The organism is Niabella hirudinis (assembly GCF_051201075.1).
Lineage (GTDB): Bacteria > Bacteroidota > Bacteroidia > Chitinophagales > Chitinophagaceae > Niabella > Niabella hirudinis.
Map to the genome: position 1 here is coordinate 518,522 of NZ_JBPEHJ010000001.1, position 26,960 is coordinate 545,481.

Consider the following 26,960-nt stretch of genomic DNA (forward strand, 5'->3'; position numbering starts at 1 on the left):
AGATAAAACGAAAATTTAAATTTCAAAATAAATATTTAAAAAATATTCTACAACTAACGATAGTTTTTGATAAAGTTCTATTTTGAGGGAACTCACCCAAACCGCCGGGGGAAACCAAACGCCAGCAAAGTATACAGAAATTGTTTCTTATTATTTTTTTAACAAATTGACCATAAATCATATATTTGCATGTCACTATATATTTGTAGCTGTTTCTGTATACCCTAAATGGGGTAGCCCGTCAGTTATAAAGTTATATATCAAAACCCAAAAAAATATGAACCATTCCAAAACCCTTCTTTTAGCCTTGGCTATCTGCTCCTATGGCAGCTCAAAAGCCCAGGTTAGCGGAACCCATCCTTACACAGCGCCGCACCCCATTTACGGGCCGGTTTCTGTTACCGATTCGCAGTATTATTCGAAGAAAAAGCAACAGCAGTTCCGCGATTTTGTAACGGGACAAACCGATTTTCCTCCCAAACCAAGAGATATGTGGGAAATTGGTATTAAAGGCGGTCTGTTCAGTGTTAATGGTGATGTACGTTCAGAAAAGCTGAGCCCCGGTTTTGGTCTCCATGTTCGCAAATCTTTGGGGCATACCCTTTCGCTGCGATTGGAATATATGTATGGCATTGCCAAGGGACAGGACTGGCGTCCATCTTCCGGTTATAAATTTACCGGCATGAACAACCCCTGGTATTATCGTTATCAGCGCAACAGCGTACTGCCCGGAGGTGATGTTTGGAACCCGATCAACTTCCCCAAAGTTTACTACAACTATAAGACTACAGTACAGGAGTTGAGCCTGCAATTGATTGCCAATCTTCATAATATCCGTTTTTACAAAGCACAAACAGGCGCTACCTTCTATGCATTGGGCGGTGTGGGCGTTACTACCTGGGACGGTCGTGTAAACGCGATGCATGAAGTACGGGGCGATGCAGAAAGCGCTGCATACGATTACAGCACGATTACGGCTACCGGCAAGAAAGATGTGCTGAAGCAGCTGAAAGACCTGCAGGATGATATGTATGACACGCCTATTGAGGCGGACCCCAGCATTCGCTATTCTCATGTATTTGCCGGCTCTGTTGCCGCTTCTGTTACAGGAGGTGCGGGTGTAGCCATTCGTTTGAGCCCCCGCTTTAATATCGCACTGGAAGACCGGGTTATCTTTAACGGATCGGATCTGCTGGATGGTCAGCGCTGGACGGACCAGGGAACTTTGACCCCCGATAAAGATTTCATGAATTACCTTACTTTAGGTCTTAACTATAACATCGGCTCCAAAAAGAGAAGGGTAGAGCCTTTATACTGGCTGAACCCGCTGAATTATGCTTATGGCGAGCTGCGCCGTGTACCGGAGATCGTGCTGCCTGATACTGACGGAGATGGCGTAACCGACCAGTTTGACCAGGAACAAACTCCTGCAGGCTGCCCGGTTGACACCCATGGTGTAAGCCGCGATACGGATGGCGATGGTGTTCCTGATTGTAAGGATAAAGAACTGGTTACTCCTACTTATTGCCAGCCGGTTGATGCTGATGGCGTTGGAAAATGCCCCTGCCCCGATGATTGTAAAGTGGCAGAGCCGGAATGCGCTACCCTCCTGGGTGCCTTACCCGGTGTAACATTTAAAGCCAATTCCAATACGCTTTCTTCCGATGCTACCGCCTCACTGGCAGTTGTAGCAGCTAAATTAAGAGCAAATCCGAATTGTAAAGTAGTGGTTGTTGGTTATTGCGCCGCTACCAAACGCCAGCAGCAATTAAGCTGGGACCATGTAAATAAAGTAATCACCCATTTACAGGAAAAAGAAGGCATCAGCGGAGACCGTTTCATCTTCTCCTCTGGCCAGGAAGGTGGCGACTGCAACGCGGTAGATATCCGTGCAGCAGCTCCCGGCGAGGACGGACCCAATACTGTGGCTCCTCCCCACCCCAACCTTCGCAAAAAATAGTCACTTTTTGCTATAACAAATACGTCCCTGCCCATTTGGGCGGGGATTTTTTTTGATGAGATTAGAGGCTGGATACTGGATGCTGGATACTGGATACTGGGTACTGGATGCCGGATGCCGGATACTGGATGCCGGATGCTGCCGGGAATGCCTCATCGCCTGCTCGGACCGGTACCGACAGGAGTGGCATACCAGTAACTATTGCGGTTTGTACAAGCCCGGCGTACGAAATTACCGCCGCGCTGCGGCTACGGGAAGTTTGGGGCGCTTATAGCGTTATAAGGGTTAACGGCGCGCTGCGCCTATTGTGCATTCTAAACAGTTTCTTGCTCCTTACTTATGCAGGAGGCGGATCTCAAATACCTCCTCGAAGTTGTTCCTTAGTTGTTGTTTTACTTCTTCCATATCCAGCTCCCTGCCCAGTTCTTTTTGCAGGGAGGTAACCTGTTTGTTTTGGATACCGCAGGGGATGATGAAATTAAAATATTCCAGGTCGGTATTTACATTCAGCGCAAAGCCATGCATGGTGATCCACCGGCTGGTGCGTACCCCGATAGCGCAGATCTTCCGCTCCCTTCCTTTTAAGAAGGGATCCAGCCAAACCCCCGTTTCGCCCGGGGAGCGCTCTCCTTTTAAACCATAACCGGCAAGGGTGCGGATCACTACTTCTTCAATATTCCGCAGGTAACGGCCAATATCCGTATAAAACCGTTCAAGATCAAAAATGGGATACCCCACCATCTGTCCCGGCCCGTGATAGGTAATATCCCCGCCCCGGTTGATCCTGAAAAATTCGATTCCCCTTTTTGCCAGGTGTTCTTCACTCAGCAGCACATTTTCTATATGTCCGCTTTTGCCCAGGGTATACACATGCGGATGCTCCACAAACAGTAAATGGTTTGAGGTTTGCCCCGATGGTAATCGGGAGACGCTTGATGTTTCGCCCCTATCCAACGCCTCACGCAACGCGGTTTTAACCGCCACATTTTCCTGCAATAATTGCTCCTGGTAATCCCATGCATCTTTATACCGCATGGTACCCATATCCTTAAACAATACTTCCTGATGTTTCATAATCGATAGGCAAAATTACCAAAGAAAAGCGGATGTCTTACATTTGCAGGCAAGACAGTTTTCCGGTTGTGCCGGAACAACCTCTTACGGGTCTTACTAAATTTGAAGCAATGGCAATGAATGAAACCGAGGCGCCGGATGATTTTTTGACGGGCACAGATAGCAGTGACGAACTATACGAAAAGTTTGTATATAAAACTGATAAAGGACAGGAGCCTTTCCGGATTGATAAATACCTGATGAACCGGATAGAGGGCGCTACCCGCAACAAGATCCAGCAGGCCATCCGTAACAATATGGTACTGGTAGATGGTAAGGAGGTAAAACCCAACTATAAACTAAGGGGTACCCAGGAGATTGTTGTGTATACCGATATGGCCCCGGATGAAAATGAAATCATCCCGCAAAACATCCCGCTCAACATTGCCTATGAAGATGCGGCGGTTTTAATCATCAATAAAAACCCCGGCATGGTGGTGCATCCCGGATCGGGCAATCCCGATGGTACGCTGATCAATGCGGTAGCCTTTCATTTACAACAACAAAATGCGGCCATTACTGAAGAATCTCTTCCCCGGTTTGGGATGGTGCACCGGATCGATAAAAATACCAGCGGACTTTTAGTGCTGGCTAAAACAGAAAAAGCGATGCGCTCGCTGGCAAAGCAGTTTTTTGATCATACCGTAAGCCGGAAATACATTGCCCTGGTTTGGGGGGATGTGGAGGAAGACGAAGGTACCATTATTGCTCATGTAGGCCGGAATCTCCGTTTCCGCAAACTGTTTGAGGCCTATCCTGAAGGCGATCACGGCAAGGAGGCGATCACACATTATAAAGTGCTGGAGCGTTTTGGCTATGTAACCCTGGTGCAGTGCATTTTGGAAACCGGTCGCACTCACCAAATCCGCGTTCACATGAAATACATCGGGCATCCCCTTTTTAATGACGACTTTTATGGTGGCGATAAGATTGTAAAAGGGACAGTATATGCCAAATATAAACAGTTTGTAGACAATTGTTTTGAGCTTTGCCCGCGGCAGGCCCTGCATGCCAAAACACTGGGCTTTGTACATCCGGATACCAACGAGGAGATCCTTTTCGACAGCGCCCTGCCCCAGGATATGGAAGCTGTGATCGAAAAGTGGCGACGGTACACAAACCGACTTTAGTAATTTGAAAATGTGAAAATGTGAAAATGTGGAAATGTGGAAATTAGGGAATGAGATCGTACATCGAGTATAAAAACGGATCCAACGTGAAGCTTTAAACCTTGAACCAAAAAACGCCTCCGGCGTTATTCCAGTTCGATCCGCTTTTTAAGCCGGATATCTTCAGACGAGCTGCCCACCATAATATCGAATGCCCCCGGTTCTACTACAAAGTTCATATTCTTATCGAGCAGCGACAAATCATCGGGGCTGAGTTTAAAATGTACCGTTTTAACTTCTCCGGCATTTAAAGATACCCGTTCAAATCCCCGCAGGATCGATTCATAGGTAGTAACACTGCTCACAATGTCTTTTACATACAACTGCACTACTTCGTCTCCCCCGACAGCTCCCGTATTTTTTACCTGTACCGAAACCCGGATATCGGATTGCGTTTTACCCCTTTCCGGCGACACCTGTAAGTCTGTATACTCAAAGCTGGTATAGCTGAGGCCATAGCCAAAGGGATATAAAGGGCCCACAACCGCTGTTTTGCCATAACCATTGGGCCCATCGCCTGGCTGGCCTGCATGGGATGCCGGTTTAAAGGGAAAGTTCAATTCAATTTGCCCGGTTGTTTTCGGGAAGGTCATCGTTAACTTTCCGCCCGGATTATAGGCCCCAAAAAGCGCTTCGGCAACAGCTGTCCCTCCCTGCGGGCCGGGAAACCATGCTTCAAGAATCGCATCGATGTAGCGGTTTTCCCAGTTAATTGTCAGCGGCTGGCCGTTGATGAGTACCATCACCACGGGTTTGCCTGTTTGCTTCAATGCCTGCAATAATTTCAGTTGCCTCCCGGGCAGGTTCAGCCCGGTACGGGACAGGCTTTCGCCTACCCGTTTATCATCTTCCCCCACCACAGCTATCACCACATCGGTTTGTTTTGCCGCTTCCACCGCTTTGTTGATCGCCGCTGTTTCTTCGCTGGTCAGGGAGGTTTCGATGATCTCGCTCTCCGGCCAGGTAGCATCTGCCACCTCACATCCCTTTATATATTGTATAGCCGCCTTATCACCCACATAATTCCGGATCCCTTCCAGCACGGAGGTCACTTCTTTATTAGAGGGGCCATAGCGGCTGATGGCATGACTTTTTTCATCGGCCAGCGGCCCGGTCACCAGGATCTTTTTATACTGATTGACGGAGAGCGGCAGCAATGGTTGTGTTTGTCCCCTGGCCGGTGCATTTTTGAGCAATACCAGCGACTCCCGGTTTAGCTGTAATGCTACGGCTTCCGATTCCTTTGTAGCAACAGTCCGGTCTGCCTGCTTTGGATCATTCACGTAGGGATGATCAAACAAACCCAGCCTGAATTTTACCCTCAGCACTTCTGCCACACGTTGGTTCAGGGTTTCCATGGACAGGCTTCCTTCTTTTACCAGTTCGCGCAATGGCCGTATAAAGGTTTCGGGCGGATCAAATTCCGTGCGTACATTCAGCCCGGCTTCCATCACCATCTTTACCGCTTCTTTGTAATCCTTTGCCACATGGTGCTTTTCCGATACGAACTCCACCGCCCTGCTGTCGGATACCACATAACCATTAAATCCAAATTGCTGTCGCAACAGCTCCGTTAAAAAATAATGGCTGGCCGTTACCGGCATGCCGTCCCAATCGTTATAACTGCTCATAATCCCCATCGGGTGTGCATTAGCGATCACTTTTTTAAACGGGTACAGGAATAGCTGGTGCATTTCCCTGGGTGCCACGTGCGGGTCGGTACGGGCATTGCCATCGCGCCCGCCCTTAGGAATGCTGTATACGGCAAAATGTTTTAAGGTAGATGCCACACCGTTCTCCTGGATGCCGGCGGCCATTTCCGTTCCCAATTGGGCCACCAGAAACGGGTCTTCCCCATAGGTTTCCACCACCCTTCCCCAGCGCTGATCGCGGGCTACATCCAGGATGGGCGCATACACGTTGGTATAGCCCAACGCCTTTGCTTCTTTCCCCACGATCTGCCCCATTTGCCGTACCAGGTTCCGGTTCCAGGAGGACCCGATTCCGATGGGCGCCGGAAAAGCGGTAGCATGGTCGTGGTTCAAACCATGTATGCCTTCATTGGTAAAATCTACCGGGATCCCCAGACGGGTTTCTTCGATAAACCATCGCTGTACATTGTTGATGGCTTCTGCGTGCCGGCTAAACGGATAAGAATATTTTGTCTGCGCCTTTTTGTTACGGGCCAATCCGTTCAGCATTTCATCAATATTGGCAATCCCATCCTTCCAGATCTCGTTTTTCCAGCCGGGTGTGGGTTGCTCATCTTTTAAAACCCTGCCAAAACCATATAAGGTAGCCGTTTGACAGGTTTTTTCATCAACGGTCATCCGGGCCAGCAGGTCTTTTACCCTTGTCTCCAACGGGGCAGCAGGGTCTTCATAAACATCCTTTTTCCCGTTTTTATTAAAATCGATCCAGTCTTTATGGTAAATGCTTTTTTGCGCAAACAACGTGGCAGATGCCGCCAGCATTGTAAAGGCCGTAACAATATATTTCATCAAATAATTTTTGCAGTAGTGCAAGATAAATAATCCGGGTAAGCAACAAAACCGTTCGTCATTCTCTTTCTGATTCGTGAGGACATGAATCAGGGCGGGAGACCGGGGAAACTTTATGAAGTGTTAGAAACTCAGACAAATGGGAACAGCATTGCGCAAAAGAATGAGGCTGTCTCAAAAGTCTTTATTTTGTCATGCCGTCCCGATAACGATCGGGATTGTTTCGGTATCTAATAATAATTATCTATCAATAGATTCTGAAACAAGTTCAGAATGACAACACACTATTAAGTGACTTTTGAGACAGCCTCTTCTTTATTTATATGCTATAGGAATGCAATTATTCAACATTTTCGGCGGCGGAATCCAGCGCCCTTTTTGCGGCTGCAGCAGCTTCCTTTTCCTTTGCCTTTTTCTTGCCGCTCATCAGTTTAAGGATCACCGGTGCGGTGGTTACCACTACAATTCCTAATACAATGTATTCCAAATGCTGCTTCAGATCGAACTGGAACGCGCTCATCAGCCATTTTTGCAGAAAATGCCCGGCAAATAACATGGAAAACACCCAGGCCACACAACCTACAATATTATAAAAAGTAAACTTGGCCCTGTTCATACCAACGATACCTGCAATGATTGGTGCAAAAGTGCGGATAAAGGGCAGGAAGCGCGCAACAATGATCGCCCCGCCACCGTGTTTTTCATAAAAATCGTGTGCCTGCTCCAGGTAACGGCGTTTAAAAAAGAAATTCTCTTTCCAATGGTACATGGCCGGCCCTACTTTGCGACCGGTCCAGTAGCCCACCATATTACCCACAATCCCGCAAAAAGCAATCAGCGCCCAAAGCACAACCAGGTCAACCCATTCGTTCTGGACATGTCCTAAATTAAATAATTTCAGGAACTGATATGTCAGCCCCGGTTCGGCAGTAGCTCCTTCTCCTATTTTATGGGCGTAGATCCCTGCAATAAATAAAAGCGTGTCTCCCGGAAGAAAAAATCCGGCAAACAGGCCGGTTTCCGCAAACACCACAAAAAGTAACAGCCACAGACCACCATTTTCAATATACCACTGCGGTTGCAACAAATCCGTCCAGCTAAAGCTGTTTAAAAGTTCGATCATTATTTGGTTTTAATTATCCTCTACAAAATTCAGGGCTTTTTGTTCATCAAATTCTCCTTCCCATCGTGCAATTACACAACTTGCCAGGGTATTTCCAATTACGTTAACAGATGTTCGGGCCATATCCATCAGCTCATCAATCCCATAAATGGCCATGATCGGCCACAGGGGTAAATTAAAAGTATGCGCCGTGGCGATCAGGATCACCAGTGAAGCGCGGGGCACAGCGGCCACCCCTTTACTGCTCAGCATCAGCGATAAGCCGATCATCAGCTGCTCGCCAAATGACAGATGAATACCTGCAGCCTGGGCTACAAAAACCGAGGCCAGCGACAGGTACAGCGTAGTACCATCCAGGTTAAAGGTATATCCTGTAGGGATAACGAACGAAACTATTTTTCGAGGTACCCCAAACTTCTCCATGTTTTCCAGTGCTTTAGGCAATGCAGAATCGGAGCTGGTTGTGGCAAATGCAATAGACACAGGTTCTTTGATTGCCTGTATAAACCGTTGCAACGGGATCCTTGCTACAAACAAGGCAATGGGTATTAGCACTACCAGGATAAACGCGAACAACGCCAGGTAAAGCGTAATAAGAAGCATACCCAGGTTCTTTAAAATATCAATCCCCAGGTGACCTACGGTAACCGATATGGCCGCGCCTACTCCAAAAGGTGCAAAATGCATGATCAGGTTGGTAAACTTGAACATCGTTTCCGATAAACTTTCTGTAAAGTCGATGAGCGGCTTTTTCCGCTTTTCCGAAAGCATGGCCAGCGATATTCCAAAGATCAGGCTGAACACCACAATGGGCAAAACGTTGCCCTCATAAACCGATTTAATGATATTCTCCGGGAAAATATCCACGATATGATCCTGCCAGGTTTTTGCCGATGGATCGGGCAGCTTTTCGATCAAATGCGGGGGCACTGCTACCCCGGCGCTATCCATAATGGTGATTACTTTTTGCTGAAATATTTTTTCCTGTGAGCTCGGCAGGTCTTTTAAGAGGGCCTCGGGCACTTTAATGCCGGTTCCGGCCTGGGTTATATTTATAAAAACCAACCCAATGATGAGGGCGAATGTTGTTACCAACTCAAAGTACAGGATCGACTTCCACCCCATCCGCCCCACCTGTTTCAGGTTGCTATGGCTGGCAATGCCTACTACCAGCGTTGAAAACAACAGAGGGGCCACAATGGTTTTGATCAGCCGGAGGAAAATGGTACTTAAGAATTTGAGATTCTGGGAAAACGCCGGATAGTCGACCCCGATCTCGACACCAATTACCATGGCCACGAAGATCCAGGTGGTCAGCGATCGTTTGTATCCGGCAAAAAAAACCAGGCTGGCGATCACCGTCCACCTCAGGCCAAAAAGCAACGCCTCCGGCATTGGGGTCCATTCTTCATGTACAAGGTGAAAAGCAGCAGCAACTGTAAAAAGTATAATAGAAAGAAACCCGGCTTTTCTTTTATTCATAGTCGAGTGGTTATTTGCCAAAACTAAAGGTTTAGCCTGAAAAAGGCGGTTCCTCTTTTAATAATTTTTCAAAAAAATAGAATAAGTTTTATCCGGGAAGCGTATTATTGCTTACTTTTCACTGCCATATAAATTTTATTTAAAAAATCAACTATTCATTAAAGAAGCAATCTTATGGGATTATTTGTTAAAAAACCACTGCATTCCTTATTAGCCGAAGCGGAGGAGTCGGAAAAGGGGCTGAAAAAAACACTTACCTCATGGTCATTGGTGGCTTTGGGGATCGGTGCCATTATTGGGGCCGGGTTATTTTCGATCACCGGTATGGCCGCTGCCAATTATGCAGGACCCGCCATTATGATTTCCTTTGTGGTGGCAGCGCTGGGTTGTGCCTTTGCCGGTTTGTGCTATGCAGAATTTGCTTCAATGATTCCGGTTGCGGGCAGCGCCTATACCTATAGTTATGCTACCATGGGTGAATTTATTGCCTGGATCATTGGCTGGGACCTGGTGTTGGAATATGCTGTAGGTGCGGCCACTGTTGCATCAAGCTGGTCCGGCTACCTGTCAAAATTATTTGCTTCTTTTGGGGTGTCGCTTCCGCAATACCTGATGATGACCCCCTTTGATACGGCCGCGGACGGAACACATGGGCTTATGAACCTTCCGGCTGTATTTATAGTGGTAGTCATGTCGCTTGTTTTAATAAAGGGAACCAGTGAGTCTGCGCTGGTGAACACGATCATCGTAATATTAAAAGTGGCCATTGTGATCACTTTCATCTTTGTTGGCTTTAAATATGTACGCCCCGAAAACCTGCAGCCGCTGATCCCCGAAAACCAGGGTGAATTTGGTAAGTTCGGCTGGTCTGGTATCATCCGGGCAGCTGCGGTGGTCTTTTTTGCCTATATCGGGTTTGATGCGGTATCAACGGCCGCACAGGAAACAAAAAACCCAAAAAAGGCCATGCCCATCGGCATCATGGGGTCATTGCTGATTTGTACCGTATTATACATCATCTTTGCTTACGTGATGGTTGGGGTGGCCCACTATACCGAATTTGGACAGGGATCATCCAGCGATCATCTTGCCCCGGTTGCAACGGCCATTGATCACATGGGCGTTGCCGATGCAAGTGGTAAAATACAACCGGCCTATCCCTGGCTCAACAATACCATTATTATTGCCATCCTGCTGGGATATGCTTCGGTAATACTGGTAATGCTGCTGGGCCAAAGCCGCGTGTTTTATTCAATGAGCAGCGATGGGTTATTGCCAAAATTCTTTTCAGTAGTGCATTCCAAATACCGCACTCCTGCCCGTTCCAACCTGTTTTTTATGTTTTTTGTAAGCCTCTTTGCAGCCTTTGTACCCGGGCGGGTTGTAGGTGAAATGACCAGTATCGGCACCCTGTTTGCGTTTATTCTTGTTTGTATCGGGGTAATCATCCTCCGAAAATCGAACCCTGATGCACCAAGAGCATTCAAAACCCCGCTGGTTCCCCTGGTTCCTGTTTTGGGGGTAATTGTTTGTTTTGGGATGATGGCCTTTCTTCCGTTCGATACCTGGATCCGACTGATCGTGTGGATGCTGATTGGTATGGATGTATACCTGTTCTTCGGGCTCAAACACAGTATCCTGAATAAGGGCAAACATGATAACAAGAGCTACCGTACCGTTTCCAATACAGGATTGGTGATGGCGGTGATACTGGCCATTGTTGCCTTTGCACATCATACTACCACCAACGTTCCGGATACGGGCCTGTTTTATTTCTCAGTGGGCTTTGCGATCCTGCACCTGGTCATCTTCCTGACCAACCGGTCTGCAAAAACAACAGCAGCTTCCGGAACCGGTCAATAAATAATGTTCAAAAATTTGTAACAGCCTGCTTTAAAAGCAGGCTGTTTTTTTATACTTCGTTGAAGAAGCCGTAAATTTGCCCCCTAATAAATTTTTATGGGAAGGATATTCGAAGTTCGTAAAGCCAGCATGTTTGCCCGTTATGACCGCATGGCAAAGCAATTTACACGTATTGGTAAGGAAATTGCCATTGCCGTTAAGGGTGGCGGTCCGGACCCGGCAACCAACGCTGCATTGCGGCGCTGCATGCAAAACGCCAAGAGTGTGAATATGCCGAAGGACCGTGTGGAAGCTGCGATCAAACGGGCCCAGGGCAAAGAGATGGAGAATTACGATGAAATTCTTTATGAAGGATATGGCCCCCATGGAGTGGCCATCCTGGTAGAAACGGCTACGGATAACCACGTACGTACGGTAGCCAATGTAAAATCTCATTTTAATAAAGGCGGCGGCACACTGGGAAACAGTGGCAGTGTTGCTTTTCAATTTAATAAAATGGGGGTGTTCAAATTAAGCCCCGAAGGATTGAATGCGGAAGACCTCGAACTGGAGCTGATTGACGCCGGTTTGGAAGAGTTGGGAGAAAGTGCCGATGACAGTGGCAAAGACATCCTGGTAGTACGTGTGGGCTTTACTGATTTTGGCAACATGCAAAAGGCATTGGAGGAAAAAAACATCACCCCCATCAGTGCCGAAGTGGAATGGATTCCCTCCACCACGGTTCCGGTAACGGATGAGCAGGCCGAAGATGTGAGCAAGCTGATCGAGCGCCTGGAGCAGGATGAAGACGTACAGAAGGTTTTTCATAATATGCAATAGCCCCCGAAGTTTATTTCAAATGGATTGGATTATTTTGGAAAATGAAGCGCAGCTGGAGGCCATTGACCAGGCTTCGGAAAGCCGGCCCCAGTTAATTTTCAAACACAGTACCCGCTGCTCCATCAGCAGTGTTGTCAAAAGCAGGCTGCACAAAGGCAAATTGCCGGATACGGTCGACTTTTACTACCTGGACCTGATTGCCTACCGGGCCATTTCCAATGCCATATCGGACCGCTATGGCATCCGGCATGAGTCGCCCCAGGTATTGCTGATCAAAGACCGCAAATGCGTTTATCATGAAAGCCATAGCGCCGTTTATATGGAAGACATTCTGGATGCCGCGCAATTATAAAGCATAAGAAATAGGATAAAGATGAAGAGCCCCATAGCGGGGCTTTTTTGCAACAGCCAACCGGACAAATTTCAAAACAGCGAAAAAACGATGCAATTATTTGACGCCCATTTCCATATCATCAACCCCAGGTTTCCGCTGGTAGCCAATAACGGCTATTTGCCGCCGGAATTTACAACAGAAGATTATATCACAGCTACAAGCGGCTATACTATGACCGGCGGCGCAGTTGTTTCAGGTTCCTTTCAGGCGTTTGACCAGGAGTACCTGGTTGATGCGCTAAAAACACTTGGAAGTAATTATTATGGTGTTGCCAATATTCCCGCTACTATGCAAAAGGATGAACTGACCCGATTGGCCAGCGCCAACGTAACAGCGGTTCGTTTCAACATAAAAAGAGGCGGTTCAGAAAAAATAACGCACATCGAAAAACTGTCCAATGACCTCTTTGATCAATATGGCTGGCATACGGAATTGTATGTTGACAGCAGGGACTTAAGCAGCTTAAAAGCTGCTTTGCAAAATATTCCGAAGTTTTCTATTGACCATTTAGGCCTATCAAAGGAAGGGCTTCGTGATTTATATTTTTGGGTGGAGAAGGGCGCAAGGGTAAAAGCCACCGGTTTTGGACGGATTGATTTTGATCCGATCCCTGTAATGAAAACCATCTGCCGGATTAACCCAAGCGCTTTAATGTTTGGTACCGACCTGCCGTCTACCCGCGCTAAAACTCCTTTTTCAGACAGGGATGTGCGGCTGGTTGCGGATCATTTTTCGACAGAGGAACTGGAAAACATTTTTTATAAAAATGCCAGTGAATGGTATGGGAGCGTTTTTAATAAAAAGCCAGGCCAGTAATTATATATGGTGTAAATCACAAGCACAAAAAAAGCTCTCTAAGAGAGCCTTTTGTAGCGGGATCGGGAGTTGAACCCGAGACCTTTGGGTTATGAATCCAACGCTCTAACCACCTGAGCTACCCCGCCATCACACATTTCAAAATTTGCCTTCTTTCAGAAGGGGTCTTTATCAATGGGCGGCAAAAATAGAGATTATTGGCGAAATTTGGAAATCATTTTGAAGGTTTTCTTAAAATTTGTATGGGAGCAGCCTTAAACGTTGTACATTCAAACAAAATCATACAGACAATACAGCAGTAGTTAAACTATCGGGATTATTGTTCTCTTTAGTGATTTGCGGCGGTACTGATGTGTAAATATTCAGTACTTCAGCGGCATAAAACGGGCAAAAAAATAAGAGGGGGTACGATGATCTGAAAAGATCCTGTAGCCCACTCTTAAGCCCTCTAAACCGGGATAAAAATAGGACGCTTAAAATTCAGTTTTAAATTTATTCGGTGAAATGCCCGGTTTGGAAGCCAGGATCATTAAAACGAAGGCTGAACAAAAGGGCGGTACCATGCACCCACGAAAACGTTATAGAAAAAACCAGCGCTTTATACACTATTATTCAGCTTTGTTAGCTAAATTTAAACCTGCATTAAAACAACGCCATATGTCCGATTCAAGAAGAAACTTTATTAAGAAGGCTGCGCTGGCCTCAACCGGAACCTACCTGGCCTCCATGGGCTTTTCTGCAAAAAGCTACGGAAATATCCTGGGTGCCAATGACCGGGTACGTGTTGGGATTGTAGGGTTCTCCGACCGGTTTCGAAGCTCCCTTTTTCCTTCTTTTATGAACCATTATAAAAAACTAAACTTTGATATCACCGGCGTATCCGACCTGTGGAATTACCGCCGCGACCAGGGAACGGGTTTTTTATCAGAAAAACTGGGGCACCCTGTAAAAGGGTTTCGGAACAATGAAGAGCTTTATTCCGCTAAAGATGTGGATGCAGTGATCATCAGCACGGCCGATTTCCAACATGCACTATGCGCCATTGAGGCCGTAAGCGCTCATTGCGATGCCTATGTGGAAAAGCCCTTTGCAGAAACCATGGCCGACAACCGCGCTGCATTAAAAGCAATCAAGGCCTCCAAACAAATTATCCAGATCGGCTCTCAACGCCGTAGCGGCTCCAATTATATGGCGGCGGAGGAGTTTATCAAATCCGGCAAGTTTGGCGATATCAATATGGTAGAACTTACCTGGAACGTAAATCAGCCGGGACGCTGGCGCCGGCCGGAGCTTGTTGCCAAATTAAAAAAAGAAGATACCGACTGGAAACGTTTTTTGATGAACCGCCCTTATGAAGACTGGGATCCGCGCAAATACCTGGAGTATCGCCTGTTTTGGCCATACTCATCGGGGGCTTTTGGCCAATGGATGAGCCACCAGATCGATACCGTGCACTGGTTTAGCGGGTTAAAACATCCCCGCAGCGTAACGGCCAATGGTGGTATTTACCAGTGGAAGGATGGCCGCCGCAATTGGGATACTACCACTGCGGTATTTGATTATGGCCCGGAAAACGATGCAACAAAAGGATTCCAGGTGGTGTTTATGAGCCGCATGACCAATGGGGATGAGCGGCCCGCCGAAGTATACTATTCCAATGGCGGTGAACTAAACCTGATCACCAACAAAGTATCTCCAAACGGCGGGCTGGAAGAAAAGTTTGCCAAACCCATGGGCATGAAGGCCAACCTGCTGCCGGAATTTTCGCTCACCGAAAAAGCCGTAAAGGTAGAAACCTCGGCCAATACCGGGGCCGACCCACTCACCAGCAGCCACATGCTTAACTGGATGGAATGCGTGCGCAGCCGCAAGCAAACCCACGCACCCGCCGAAGCCGGCTACATGCACGCCATTGCCAATATTATGGCTACAGCAGCTGCCCATACCGGCATGAAAGCCACTTTTGACGAAAGAACGCAGGAAGTAATGGCGGGAGGAAAGGTGTTTCAATATTGAATCAGGTTCGTGAGGACACGAACCCGGGCAACGGGCGATCAGACACGAACCTGGACGATCGGACGCGAACCCGGGCTCAAGGTTCAGACACCACACATGTATGCATTCCGGGAATGGAAACAGCAAACGGATCCAACGTGAAACTTTAAACCTTGAACCTGAAACATATCCTCACCCCCACAACTCAAACACCTCGATCCGGTGTTCGTTGACCAGGTATTCTTCCAGCCTCTGCAGTTCTCTAGTGGGGATCATCAGGTTTAGTGACACAATCATTTTTTCCGGGAAGGATTCCAGCTTTACCTGCTCCAGCCGGGAGGTATAGGGCTTCAGTTGTTGAATGATCTCGTTTTTGAGGAGGGTATTATTGTGCAGCAAAACCATTCGGAGCATCCGGCTGGTCTTCCCCGAAAAAAAAGCCCGGTTCAGATAGCGGCCGGTATAAACAATCAGCAAACAGGTTGCTAAAAAAATAGCGGCCAGGTAAATCTTCCCAAAACCGATCGACATGCCCACCGCCGCCGCCATCCAGATAATACTGGCCGTGGTAAGCCCCGATACGCTGATGCCGTCTTTAAAGATCACTCCCGCCCCCAGGAAGCCGATGCCACTGACTACATAAGATGCAATCCGTGCGCCGTCGGCATAAGGTCCCGTGATCTTTAAGGACAACATAGAAAACAAGGCAGAGCCCAGGCAGATAACGGAGATCGTTTTCAAACCCGCGGCCTTGTCCTTCAGCTCCCGCTCCATGCCCAGGATGCAGCCCGCCAGCAACGCCAGCAATGCTTTATACAGATCTGTTATTTCAAAAATGTCGGTCATCATACGTTTTACGTTCTGCGAAGCTTGAAATGTTCTGAGGCAGTATCAAAAGTCGCTATAGCGATAGATAATCTGTTCGAAACTACAAGTTTCGAACAACCGGTTAAAACAACTCCTGCTGGTTGGTGGGTTTCTCGTGCTCTACCCATTCCATCACCACCGATTTATTATAATCCGTTAGCTTAGCGCCTATGGCCTTCCAGCCCATCACATCGGTTATCTTAGCCAGTTTAAATTTTGCGCTCCTGATCTGGCTGCCTTTTCCGCTCTGCACCATCAGCACCGGCTCCTCCATCGTAGTTGCACATTCCAGGTAGTTACCTTCTCCCTCTTTTATAAACAGGAATTTATTCTTTAGTGTGGAGGTTTCAATCTTAAACCGCTTTACATTAAACTGCAGCAATTTTTGATCCACATATACTGCCGTAATGATCTTCTCCGGATCATACCGCTCAATAAGCAATACTTTATCGGCATCCAGTTTCTGGGTCATTTCCTGGTCTGTAATTTCATAATGCCCATCCGTGTACAGCACCAGTATCCGGTCGTCCGGTTCAAACATGCCCAGGTACTGCCCTTTTTCCTCGGCGCTCAGCCTTCCAAATTTATCATCAAACCACAGCTTTCTTCCGCTCAGCGTAGCCCTGCCGGCCTCTTTGAATTTAACCGACCGGATGGGGTACTTGGTTACCTGGTTGCCCATACTGCTACGCCCCTTAATGGCCAGCTCTTCAAAATAAAAATCAAGGTCCTTAATACGGGCCGATGAGCTGGGACTCAAGGTGATCTTCACCACTTCCGCCTCGCCATTTGGGTTGATGGTAAAATAATGCACTTTACTTTTATCATCACCTTTGGTAAGATCATATACCTTATCCCTCGTAATACCGGTAACATTGAACCGTTTTGCATAGCTTACCCCGGTTTTTCCATCTACATAAATCATATTATAGGTGGTACGTTCGTCATTCTTCAGAAACACGGCTGCATGCAGGATATCTTTGCCCACAAAGGTTTTGTCCGAAACCTTGATCACTTTCATAATCCCACGCTTGGTAAATACAATAATATCATCCAGGTCTGAACAATCAAGGAGGAACTCTTCCTTCTTCAACCCTGTGCCAATAAATCCGCCGGAACGATCCATATACAGCTTGGTGTTTGCGATCACCACATTCCGGGCCTCAATTACCTCAAACTGCCTGATCTCGGTTTTGCGCTCGCGGCCCTTGGCAAATTTCTTCAGCAGGTTTTCAAAATAAGCTACGGCATAATCCACCAGGTGCTCCAGGTCGTATTTCACCTGTTTAATTTCCGCTTCCAGCCCTTTGATCTGGGCATTCAGCTCGTCAATATCAAGACGATAGATCCGGCGCACGGGTTTTTCGGTCAGCTTCAGAATATCTTCACGGGTAACATCCCTTTTCAGTTGTTTCTTAAACGGCACAAAGGCCTTATCGATCGCATCAATCACCTTATCCCAGCTCTCATGCTTCTTCTCCAGTTCTTTATAGATCTTTTCTTCAAAGAAGATCTTTTCCAGCGAGGTATAATGCCATTTTTCATTCAGTTCAGCCAGCTTTATTTCCAGTTCTTTCTGCAGCAGGTCCCTGGTATTATCGGCCGAAATCCGCAACAGCTCGGATACGCCCAGGAATCGGGGCTTTTTATCCACGATCACACAAGCGTTGGGCGAAATAGAAATTTCGCAAGAGGTAAACTTGTACAGCGCATCAATAGTAATGTCCGGTGAAATACCGGGCGCCAGGTCTACCTGGATCTCCACATTGGCAGCGGTGTTATCGGTAACCTTTTTGATCTTTATCTTTCCCTGGTCATTGGCTTTTACGATCGATTCGATCAGCTGGTCGGTGGTTACGGCATAGGGAACGCTTTTGATCAGCAGCGTCTTTTTATCAAACTCTTCAATATGCGCGCGTACTTTTACCTTACCGCCTCTTTTTCCATTGTTATAGTCCGCTACATCAATCATGCCCCCGGTTTGAAAATCGGGGTAGAGCTCAAATTTTTTACCCCGCAGGTATTTGATCGATGCTTCTACCAATTCAATAAAGTTATGCGGCAGGATCTTTGTCGACAAGCCCACCGCAATCCCCTCCGCCCCATGGGCCAGCAATAACGGAAACTTCATGGGCAGCGTAATGGGCTCGTTATTGCGTCCATCGTAGCTCAGCTGCCAGTTAGTGGTTTTTGCATTAAACGCTACTTCCAGGGCAAACTTGCTCAGCCGGGCTTCAATATATCTCGAGGCTGCTGCATCATCGCCCGTTTCAATATTACCCCAGTTACCCTGGGTGTCTATGAGCAGGTTTTTTTGTCCCATGTTTACCAGGGCATCCCGGATGCTCATATCGCCGTGCGGGTGATAGGACATCGTTTGTCCTACGATATTGGCCACTTTATGCAAACGGCCGTCATCCATCTGCTTCATCGAATGAAGGATCCGCCGTTGTACCGGCTTCAACCCGTCTTCAATGGCAGGCACCGCCCGCTCCAGTATTACATAGGAAGCATAGTCCAGAAACCAGGTTTTAAATTGCCCCTGGAGTCCGCTTGCTTCATTATATGTTCCATTGTCCACTACGTCTTCTTTCATTATTCGTTAACTTTTTCAAAATTTCTTTTCCTCTACAGTGGCGTTGTCGCCGCAGAATTTTCCTCTGCCGTTTCTTTCTTTCCCGCCAGCCGCACATCAAAGCTTTTCCAGTCTTTATCCACATCGCCTTCGGACTGCACTTTACCCGCTGCAACCAGTTCCTTCAATCGCCACATAATAAAAATATCCCCGGTTTTGATCTTCATGCGGTTGAGTGTGTTCGACAAAACCCGGGTTGCTTTCTGCCATTCGCCGGTAAGATTCTTTAAAATTTCATCATCATAAAAAGTTACATCCCTGCCGGCAATTTTCTTTCCTCCCTCCAGCATGCGCACCAGGCTGTTTTCCTGCACCAGTTTATTCCACTCATCCGGATCAATTTCAAACTCGCTCAGCGTTACCGGCCGGGCCAGCTTTTTGGCTTTGAGGAATTCTGCGGGCCTGATCTCCCACAACCAGGAGGGATAAAAGATCAACCCCTTTTCATTAATAAACGGAAGGTTATTGAGATAAAGCACCATTACCCGGCCCTGAAACTCCTTCAGTTGCGGAATGAGCCAGTAATAGCCGGTAACATCGTGCTGGTTTTGCCCCATCCATATCCAGAGCTGCTCCTCCGGTTCTGCTGTAAGCTGGGCCTTTAAGGCCGCCACGGTCCTCCGGTCATCAAAGCTGCCCACTTGGTCCTCCGGATAGGGAGACCCCTTCGAAAGCCCACGCCACCAGTCCAGCCGGGCCAGCCATCCTTCCTCCGTATCCAAACCGGCAAGGGGGCCCACCGCAAAATCATCCCGGATCTGCACCACGGGCCCCTGCAGGGTTTCATCCAATGTGGTCACCTGCTGCAGCAGGTCTACCTCTACCTGGTTAAATACAATATGGATCATCTCTTGTGTTTTATAGTGGCGCAAATCTAAAACAAAACAGCCTCAAACCCAAGACGGTCTGAAGCTGTAATAAAAAATTTCCGCGTTTTATGATCAACCCGGTGTATCGTTAACTAAACAGGTCTCTTATTTTCTCAAAAAAGCCCTTTTCAGCCTTTTCAGGCTGGGGTTTCAGGTTGGGTGCATCCACCAATCTCTCCAATATTTCTTTTTCTTCTTCGTTTAGCTGCTGCGGTGTCCACACATTTACCTGGATCAGCTGATCGCCTTTTTCGTAGTGAGAATGAACATTGGGAAAGCCTTTTCCTTTTAGCCGGAAGATCTTACCGCTTTGCGTACCGGGCGGAACTTTGATCTTTGCCCGCCCATCGATGGTAGGCACTTCCAGGGTGGTTCCAAAAACCGCATCGGTAAAGGATATGTGAAGGTCATAAGCCACATTAAGCCCCTCGCGGTGCAGCTCTTTATGCGTCTCTTCTTCTATCAGTACAATCAGGTCGCCCGGCATACCGCCCCGCTCCCCGGCGTTTCCCTTTCCGCTTACGCTTAATTGCATACCTGCCTGCACGCCTGCCGGCACATCAATGGTAATGGTTTCTTCTGCATAAACTCTACCCTCCCCTTTACAGCTGCCGCATTTTGCAGTAATCGTGGTTCCTTCTCCATTACAGGTGGGGCAGGTAGTTACCGTCTGCATCTGCCCCAGGAAGGTATTTTGCACCCGCCTTACCTGACCGGATCCCTGGCAGGTGGCACAGGTTTGCACACTGCCTTTATCTTTTGCCCCGCTGCCGCCGCAGGTAGTGCAGCTTACATATTTTTTAACCTTGATGTTTTTGGTAACGCCTTTGGCGATCTCCTCGTAGCTCAGCTTCAGCTTCACGCGCAGGTTACTGCCCCGTACGCCCCGGGCCCGCTGCCCCTGGCGGCTGCTGCGGCCGCCTCCAAAAAAACTCCCAAACAGGTCTTCGCCAAATACATCTCCAAACTGGCTGAAGATGTCGTCCATATTCATTCCTCCGCCAAAGCCGCGCCCATTGCCGCTTACACCGGCATGACCAAACCGGTCATACTGCGCCCGCTTGTCGGTATCACTGAGTATTTCATAAGCTTCGGCGGCTTCCTTAAACTTGTCTTCCGCTGCCTTATCCCCGGGATTACGGTCGGGGTGAAACTGCATAGCCACCTTACGATAGGCTTTTTTTATTTCCTCCGCTGAAGCAGATTTTGAAACTCCCAGGACCTCGTAATAATCTCTTTTTGACATGTTATTTACCTACTACAACTTTTGCGTGACGGATAATTTTATCATTCAGATAGTAACCCTTTGTTACTTCATCTACCACCTTGCCTTTCAGATCCCCGGTAGGTGCAGGAATTTCGGTAATGGCCTCAAAAAGATCCGGATCAAAATCCTTCCCGATGGCTTCCATAGGCTTCAGTCCCTTTGATTGTAAAATGTTCCGGAGCTTGTTAAACACCAACCGCACTCCTTCTGTTGATGTGGTGCTATCGGCCGACTTCTCAAACTCGGCCTGTGCACGGTCCGCATCATCCAGCACATCCAGCAAATCGGTGATCACATCCCTGCCGGCCGTCTGGAACAACTCTACCCGCTCCTTTGCGGTCCGCTTCCTGAAATTGTCAAATTCAGCCGCCAGACGGATATATTTATCCTTACTCTCTCTTAATTCAGACTCCAGTGCCTCCTGGTCAGATTCCACCAGGGGGTCTGTCAAATGTTCCGTTCCGCTAACATTTTCATCAGCATTGATATTCAAACCATTATTCTCTTCCTGCGGAAGTTGCGTATTTTCATTCATACTTTTTTCTTATTTAGTTGGCAAACCTATGTTGTCAATAATATTGCCAATACGATTATATAGACAAAATGGCGGGTTTTTCATTATCCCCGCCCTCAAAAAGGGGTTTTCTAAAAAAACTCATTCGGATTTAAGCTTTTATGCAATTTATAAGTCAAAAAATCAGTAGTTTCAATTCCCAAAAATAACACGAATCTCAATGATACTCAAAAAGCTGATCATTTTGACCATTGCCCTGGGCGGCCTGCTTACTGTAAATGCGCAAACACCTGAACAAACACTCGATAGCTGGGCGCAAAAAAATACGATCGAAAAACTATACCTTCACCTGGACCGCGAAACCTATATTGCCGGACAATCGATTTGGTTTAAGGGGTACCTCATGAACGATTACCTCCCCAGTTTCAAAACCTCTACGGTCTATGTAGAGCTGCTCGATAATAAATCGACCATAGTCATACGCAAAATTTTTCCTGCCTACCAGGGTGTTTCTTTAGGGCAAATAGAACTGCCCGAAACCCTTGCTACAGGCACCTACCAGCTAAGAGCCTATGCCCCGCTGATGCTGAACCAGCCGGGGTTCGTATACAGCAAAAGGGTGGTGGTTTTTGGCGCCACACCCAAAGATGCCAAAACAAAAGAAAGCAGCAACACCATCGATCTGCAGTTTTTTCCGGAGGGCGGCAATCTGGTTGGCAGCCTGCTTAACAATATCGCTTTTAAAGCCGTAGACCGCAACGGCTACCCTGTTTTTGTTTCGGGCCAGCTTAAAAACAATAAGGGAGAAGTTGTCTCCGCCATTACGACTCAGCACGATGGCATGGGCAAATTTAACCTGGTACCGCAGGCCACGGAAACCTATTATGTAGTGCTGGACCAGGACCCGGCCAAACAATTTCCGTTGCCTGCAGCCACCAGCAAGGGTATTTCTTTCAGCGTATCCAACACACCCAAAGGCAAGCAGTTTAAAATAGAGCATCCCGCCGGACTTCCGGCCGAGATGCATGCAGCTTACCTTATTGGGCAGATGGGTAACCAGGTGCTTTTTAAACAGCCGCTGCAACAGGGTAAGGACCTCACTGGCGGGGTCATACAAACCAGCGGCCTGCTTTCGGGCATCCTTCACCTTACGGTATTTAACAAAGACAATATGCCGCTGGCAGAGCGGCTTACGTTCGTAAATAACAAGGAATACATACTGCCGGGCGAGCTGGTAGCAGATACGCTCAATACCACCGCCCACCAGCGCAACCGTTTCAGTATTCATTTAAAAGATACCGTCATCGGCCATTTCAGTATTTCTGTTACCGATGCAGACTATGAAACCGAACCCTATCGCCCCCTCAATATTTATTCGTATTTCCTGATCAACAGTGATCTTAAAGGATACGTTCATAACCCGGCCTACTATTTCCTGTCGGATGCCGAATCCGTAAAAAACGAGCTGGACCTGGTGATGATGACCAACGGCTGGACCCGCTTTAAATGGAGTGAGGTTGCCAGCAATACCCTTCCTGCCGTCCAGTACAAAGACCCGGGATACATCAGCCTGAAAGGCCGGATAACGATAGAAGGCACCCGCAAGCCGTTTGCCAACAAAGATGCCATGATGATGATCCGCCCGGTTGATACCCTGCAGGGCAAAGTGGGTCCCACCAAAATCATTCACACCGATTCTACGGGTGGCTTCCGGATTGACACTATGTTCCTTTATGAAAAAAACCGGATTCTTTTTGCCGATATCAAGGGATCTAAAAGCAAATACATTAAGGTAAAAATGGATGGAGACTCGCTCAACCGGAATTACAAAATGCCGGCACTTCAAATACCCTTTAATGATACGGCCACCATGCAAACCGAGGCCAAAATGCAAACCGCCTATGACGATTATTTAAAAGCCGAAGGGCTTACGCTTAAAAACGTAACCGTAAAAGGCCGGCAAAAAACAGACCAGGAAAAACTGGAAGATGAATATACCAGCGGACTGTTCACCGGCGGCATTAACTCCCGGATACTGGACTTGCGGAATGAACCCGGCGGCGGTATGAATATTTTTGAATACATACAGGGAAGAATACCTGGCGTAACCGTTTCCAGGGATACTGAAGGACAGTATGTGGTCAAATACCGCGATGCCGGACTCGGCGGCGGCAAGATGGCACTCTATCTTGATGAAATGCAGACCGATCCCACTTTTATCGAATCGATCCCCGTAAACCAGATTGCCTTTGTAAAAGTAATGGGCAACTTTGTGGGCACTATGGGCGGAGGCAGTGCGCTGGCCATTTATATGAAGAAGGGGGCCGACCTGGCGGCGAGTACCGAAGCGGCAACAGATATTATCATTTATAAAGGATATTCGATCATTAAGCAGTTTTATGCCCCGGACTATGATCTCAATAAAAACATAGATCCCACCAAACCAGATGAGCGGCTTACGCTGGCCTGGCTCCCGGATATCTACCTGGCAAACATCAGCCCCAGGGTTCCCGTTATTTTTTACAATAATGACCGTACCAAGCGCTTTAAAGTGGTAGTAGAAGGGCTTACCAACGATGGCCGGATGCTGATGATCGAAAAAACCATCGGAGGAGGACAATAATCTGCAGTGCCTGTTGTGTAATAAATAAGAAAAATACATCCTTAATAACAACTGCATATACAGAACCATTTGCAGATTCATTTGTAATTTTCTTATAAAACATCCGGTAATGACGCGCTTTTTAAAATTTGCTGCAGCGTTGTTTACAATCATGAGCGCTGCCCCCACATCCGGCCAGGATTTTACACAAGGGCTGGAAACCTGGAATAAAAAAAATCCGATTGAAAAAACCTATCTCCACCTGGACCGGGACGCTTATTTTTCGGGGCAAACGATCTGGTTCAAGGCCTATTTCATGTCCGGCTTTCTACCCTCGGCGGCCAATTCCACTCTTTTTGTTGAACTGCTGAACAACCAGTCGGCTCCCGTTATTAAAAAAACCGTTCCGGTATTTGGCGCCCTCTCCTATGGCCAGTTTGATTTACCCGACTCGCTCCCCACCGGCTCCTACCAGCTAAGGGCCTATACCCCCCTGATGCTGAATTTTGACAGGGCCTATCTTTTTTCCCGCCGGCTCATGATCTATGGGCGCAATAAAATGCGCACAGCACCACCGGCTGTTGTGGCCGTTGCCAGCCTCCGTTTTTTTCCAGAAGGCGGCAACCTGGTTTCGGGTATTCCAAATAACATTGCCTTTAAAGCCGTTGATCCCAATGGGCTGCCAATCAGTGTTTCCGGCGAGATCAGGGACCAGACAAACAAGACAATCACCAGCTTTTCCAGCAGTCATGATGGTATGGGGCAGTTTATACTCACGCCCTCTGCAGGAATGCCATACCATGCTTTAATAAAAGGGCAATCTTTTGAGCTGCCGCAAAGCAGCGCCGAGGGGTTGGCGCTCCGGCTAACCAATAGCAATAATGCCAAAGCGTTTACTGTCAGCTACCGGGGCAGCCGGCAGGTGCCCGCTTATATGGTGGGGCAAATGCAGCACCACATTGTATTTAAACATCCCTTGAATGGCTCACCGGGCAACCCGGTCAGGGGCATCATCCCAACAGCAACGCTGCCTTCGGGAGTATTGCAGGTTACCGTTTTTAATATAGACGGCATGCCCCTGGCGGAGCGGCTCACATTTATCAATAATAAAGAGTATATCCTGCCCGCAACCTTCAGCACAGATACGCTAAACAACGGGGCACGCAAAAAGAATCATTTCAGCATCAGCCTTCCGGATAGCATCACCGGCAACTTTTCCGTTTCGGTTACGGATGCGGATTATGAAGCCGGTTCCTGCCGTCCTCAAAATATTTATAGTTCCTTCCTGCTTACCAGCGATATTCCCGGTTATGTACACCAACCATCCTATTACTTTAGCAGCGATGCCAGTGCCGCAGACGATGTTGAGCTGGTAATGCTCACTAATGGCTGGCGGCGGTTTAAATGGACGGATGTAGCCGCCCATACCCTGCCCGCACCCCGGCATAAAGATCCCGGCTTTATCAGCCTTTCGGGGAAAGCAACCATCGCCGGCTCGGGCAAATCCTTTGCAGACCGGGATCTGCTTATTTGGGTGGCTACCGATTCGGGACGCAACCTGCAAATGGTTAAAACCGACCCGGAGGGCCGGTTTAAAATGGATTCGATGATCTTTTTCAATAAAGCAAAAGTCCTGTTCAGCGATGTGATGGGAAAGAAGAACAAGTTCCTCACCATTAAGCTGAATACCGATTCCCTCGCCCGTTCCTACGCATTACCGCCGCTGCACCTGCCGCAAAATCCCGCTATTGGTGCCAGCGGCGCCCTTCCGGCAAGAATGAACGCCGCCTATGGTGATTATATCCGCGGCGAGGGCGTTATGCTGGATAGCGTGGTGATACTGGGCACTAAAACAAGACTGCAAAAACTGGAAGAACGCTACATGAGCGGATTGTTTGCCGGCGGCATCAATGCCCGCACGCTCGACCTTACCCGGGAGTTTATTCCCAATATGAATATCTTTGATTACCTGCAGGGGCGCATTCCCAGCCTCACTGTTGAGCGCGGCGGTTCGTTTGACAGCTACCGGCTCTTTTACCGGCAGGGCGGCGCCCGCCAGCCGATGCAGCTCTACCTCGATGAGGTACCTGCGGACGCAGGCATGATCGCCGCCATTCCGCCCTCTGACATCGCACTGGTAAAAGTATTTCCCAATTTTATAGGCGCCCCCGGAGGAGGGGCCAACGGCGTGTTGGCCGTGTATACCAGGAGGGGTGACGAGCTCAACCAGGCCATGGAATCCTCCGCTACCATCGTGGATTATGAGGGCTACAGTATTATGAAGGAATTTTATGCCCCCGATTACTCCACGCCCGCAGCAAACGCCTATAATGATTACCGGCTTACCCTCGACTGGAAACCGGAACTATTTGTTTCCGGCAGCAACCCGCGTATCCCCATCATTTTTTACAATAACGACCGCACCAAACGGTTTAAAATCGTAGCCGAAGGCATCACCAGCACAGGCAAATTGCTGATGCTGGAACAATATGTAGAACCGGGCAGGTAAATATTGCATCCTCAAATATTACCGGTGCGCTGCACCTTTGGTTCAATTGCCATGCGCGTGGCTATTAGTATGAACGCCGCTATGCGGCTAAAACAAGTTTTCTTCCCCGCTAACGCCTCAAATATTAGCAAAGATGCAAAGCACCGGTAACCTTTATAGGTGCGGAGCACCGTTAATCTTTGTAACAAAAGCCACCATCCCAGCACAGAGCCGCAGAGCGGCGGTAATATTCAGAATACCCAAAAAATCAGGACGATCATGGTTAGTGGCCGCCCATTCAGCTAAAACAAGTTTTCTTCCCCCCCAACGCCTCAAATATTAGCAAAGATGCAAAGCACCGGTAACCCTTATAGGTGCGGAGCACCATTAATCTTTGTAACAAAAGCCACCATCCCAGCACAGAGCCGCAGAGCGGCGGTAATATTCAGAATACCCAAAAAATCAGGACGATCATGGTTAGTG

Annotated in this window: 19 protein-coding genes and 1 tRNA gene; 10 read left to right on the plus strand and 10 right to left on the minus strand. The window is 47.9% G+C overall.

From position 1 onward, the window contains the following. The first annotated feature begins 277 nt into the window (after window positions 1-277). On the plus strand, window positions 278-1,960 hold the full coding sequence (locus tag GGU45_RS01950) for an OmpA family protein (protein WP_435221522.1): 1,683 nt from the start codon (window positions 278-280) through the stop codon (window positions 1,958-1,960). 55 nt (window positions 1,961-2,015) lie between these two features. After that, the gene (locus GGU45_RS01955) at window positions 2,016-2,234 is read left to right on the plus strand and encodes a hypothetical protein (RefSeq protein ID WP_435221523.1); all 219 of its coding nucleotides are present in this window, start codon (window positions 2,016-2,018) and stop codon (window positions 2,232-2,234) included. A gap of 59 nt (window positions 2,235-2,293) precedes the next feature. Here GGU45_RS01955 and lipB read toward each other — a convergent pair whose 3' ends face one another. Continuing rightward, the gene (lipB, locus tag GGU45_RS01960) at window positions 2,294-3,034 is read right to left on the minus strand and encodes a lipoyl(octanoyl) transferase LipB (RefSeq protein WP_435221524.1); all 741 of its coding nucleotides are present in this window, start codon (window positions 3,032-3,034) and stop codon (window positions 2,294-2,296) included. A 110-nt stretch (window positions 3,035-3,144) separates the two neighbouring features. Here lipB and GGU45_RS01965 point away from each other — a divergent pair, with 110 nt between their 5' ends. Beyond that, entirely contained in the window at window positions 3,145-4,203 is a 1,059-nt protein-coding gene (locus GGU45_RS01965) for an RluA family pseudouridine synthase (protein ID WP_435221526.1), read from the plus strand. A 125-nt stretch (window positions 4,204-4,328) separates the two neighbouring features. Here GGU45_RS01965 and GGU45_RS01970 read toward each other — a convergent pair whose 3' ends face one another. The 3 genes from GGU45_RS01970 to GGU45_RS01980 form a co-directional block, all read right to left on the minus strand. After that, the gene (locus tag GGU45_RS01970) at window positions 4,329-6,743 is read right to left on the minus strand and encodes a glycoside hydrolase family 3 N-terminal domain-containing protein (protein WP_435221527.1); all 2,415 of its coding nucleotides are present in this window, start codon (window positions 6,741-6,743) and stop codon (window positions 4,329-4,331) included. A 340-nt stretch (window positions 6,744-7,083) separates the two neighbouring features. Then, window positions 7,084-7,866, minus strand: coding sequence for a DedA family protein (locus GGU45_RS01975; RefSeq protein ID WP_435221529.1), 783 nt, complete (start codon window positions 7,864-7,866; stop codon window positions 7,084-7,086). A 9-nt stretch (window positions 7,867-7,875) separates the two neighbouring features. Next, complete coding sequence (locus GGU45_RS01980) at window positions 7,876-9,348, minus strand: dicarboxylate/amino acid:cation symporter (protein ID WP_435221531.1); 1,473 nt, start codon at window positions 9,346-9,348, stop codon at window positions 7,876-7,878. Between the two features lie 174 nt (window positions 9,349-9,522). Between GGU45_RS01980 and GGU45_RS01985 the strand changes: the two genes are divergently transcribed. The 4 genes from GGU45_RS01985 (at window position 9,523) to GGU45_RS02000 (ending at window position 13,240) form a co-directional block, all read left to right on the plus strand. Continuing rightward, window positions 9,523-11,211, plus strand: a complete 1,689-nt coding sequence (locus GGU45_RS01985; RefSeq protein WP_435221532.1) for an amino acid permease — start codon at window positions 9,523-9,525, stop codon at window positions 11,209-11,211. A 96-nt stretch (window positions 11,212-11,307) separates the two neighbouring features. Continuing rightward, window positions 11,308-12,030, plus strand: coding sequence for a YebC/PmpR family DNA-binding transcriptional regulator (locus tag GGU45_RS01990; protein ID WP_435221533.1), 723 nt, complete (start codon window positions 11,308-11,310; stop codon window positions 12,028-12,030). A 19-nt stretch (window positions 12,031-12,049) separates the two neighbouring features. After that, on the plus strand, window positions 12,050-12,382 hold the full coding sequence (gene ytxJ / locus GGU45_RS01995; RefSeq protein ID WP_435221534.1) for a bacillithiol system redox-active protein YtxJ: 333 nt from the start codon (window positions 12,050-12,052) through the stop codon (window positions 12,380-12,382). A gap of 21 nt (window positions 12,383-12,403) precedes the next feature. Beyond that, on the plus strand, window positions 12,404-13,240 hold the full coding sequence (locus tag GGU45_RS02000; protein WP_435221535.1) for an amidohydrolase family protein: 837 nt from the start codon (window positions 12,404-12,406) through the stop codon (window positions 13,238-13,240). A gap of 54 nt (window positions 13,241-13,294) precedes the next feature. Here the strand turns inward: GGU45_RS02000 and GGU45_RS02005 are convergent. Then, window positions 13,295-13,368, minus strand: a tRNA-Met gene (locus GGU45_RS02005). A gap of 529 nt (window positions 13,369-13,897) precedes the next feature. Here GGU45_RS02005 and GGU45_RS02010 point away from each other — a divergent pair. Continuing rightward, complete coding sequence (locus GGU45_RS02010; RefSeq protein ID WP_435221536.1) at window positions 13,898-15,256, plus strand: Gfo/Idh/MocA family protein; 1,359 nt, start codon at window positions 13,898-13,900, stop codon at window positions 15,254-15,256. A gap of 171 nt (window positions 15,257-15,427) precedes the next feature. Here the strand turns inward: GGU45_RS02010 and GGU45_RS02015 are convergent, their stop codons facing one another. From GGU45_RS02015 to GGU45_RS02035, 5 genes are all read right to left on the minus strand, one after another. After that, window positions 15,428-16,084 carry an MgtC/SapB family protein gene (locus GGU45_RS02015; protein WP_435221538.1) on the minus strand — a complete coding sequence of 219 codons (657 nt, stop codon included), beginning with the start codon at window positions 16,082-16,084 and terminating at the stop codon, window positions 15,428-15,430. A 100-nt stretch (window positions 16,085-16,184) separates the two neighbouring features. Further along, window positions 16,185-18,698, minus strand: a complete 2,514-nt coding sequence (locus tag GGU45_RS02020; RefSeq protein WP_435221539.1) for a DNA gyrase/topoisomerase IV subunit A — start codon at window positions 18,696-18,698, stop codon at window positions 16,185-16,187. Window positions 18,699-18,730: 32 nt separating this feature from the next. Then, window positions 18,731-19,585, minus strand: coding sequence for a DUF1835 domain-containing protein (locus tag GGU45_RS02025; RefSeq protein ID WP_435221540.1), 855 nt, complete (start codon window positions 19,583-19,585; stop codon window positions 18,731-18,733). 109 nt (window positions 19,586-19,694) lie between these two features. Then, window positions 19,695-20,852: a molecular chaperone DnaJ gene (gene dnaJ, locus GGU45_RS02030; protein ID WP_435221542.1), complete on the minus strand. Its 1,158-nt coding sequence runs from the start codon at window positions 20,850-20,852 to the stop codon at window positions 19,695-19,697. Between the two features lies 1 nt (window position 20,853). Continuing rightward, window positions 20,854-21,408 (minus strand): nucleotide exchange factor GrpE, encoded by a 555-nt coding sequence (locus GGU45_RS02035; protein WP_435221544.1) that lies wholly within the window; start codon window positions 21,406-21,408, stop codon window positions 20,854-20,856. Window positions 21,409-21,607: 199 nt separating this feature from the next. Between GGU45_RS02035 and GGU45_RS02040 the strand changes: the two genes are divergently transcribed. Beyond that, window positions 21,608-24,010 carry a hypothetical protein gene (locus GGU45_RS02040; protein ID WP_435221545.1) on the plus strand — a complete coding sequence of 801 codons (2,403 nt, stop codon included), beginning with the start codon at window positions 21,608-21,610 and terminating at the stop codon, window positions 24,008-24,010. A gap of 109 nt (window positions 24,011-24,119) precedes the next feature. Continuing rightward, window positions 24,120-26,498: a hypothetical protein gene (locus tag GGU45_RS02045; protein ID WP_435221546.1), complete on the plus strand. Its 2,379-nt coding sequence runs from the start codon at window positions 24,120-24,122 to the stop codon at window positions 26,496-26,498. Window positions 26,499-26,960: the final 462 nt, after the last annotated feature.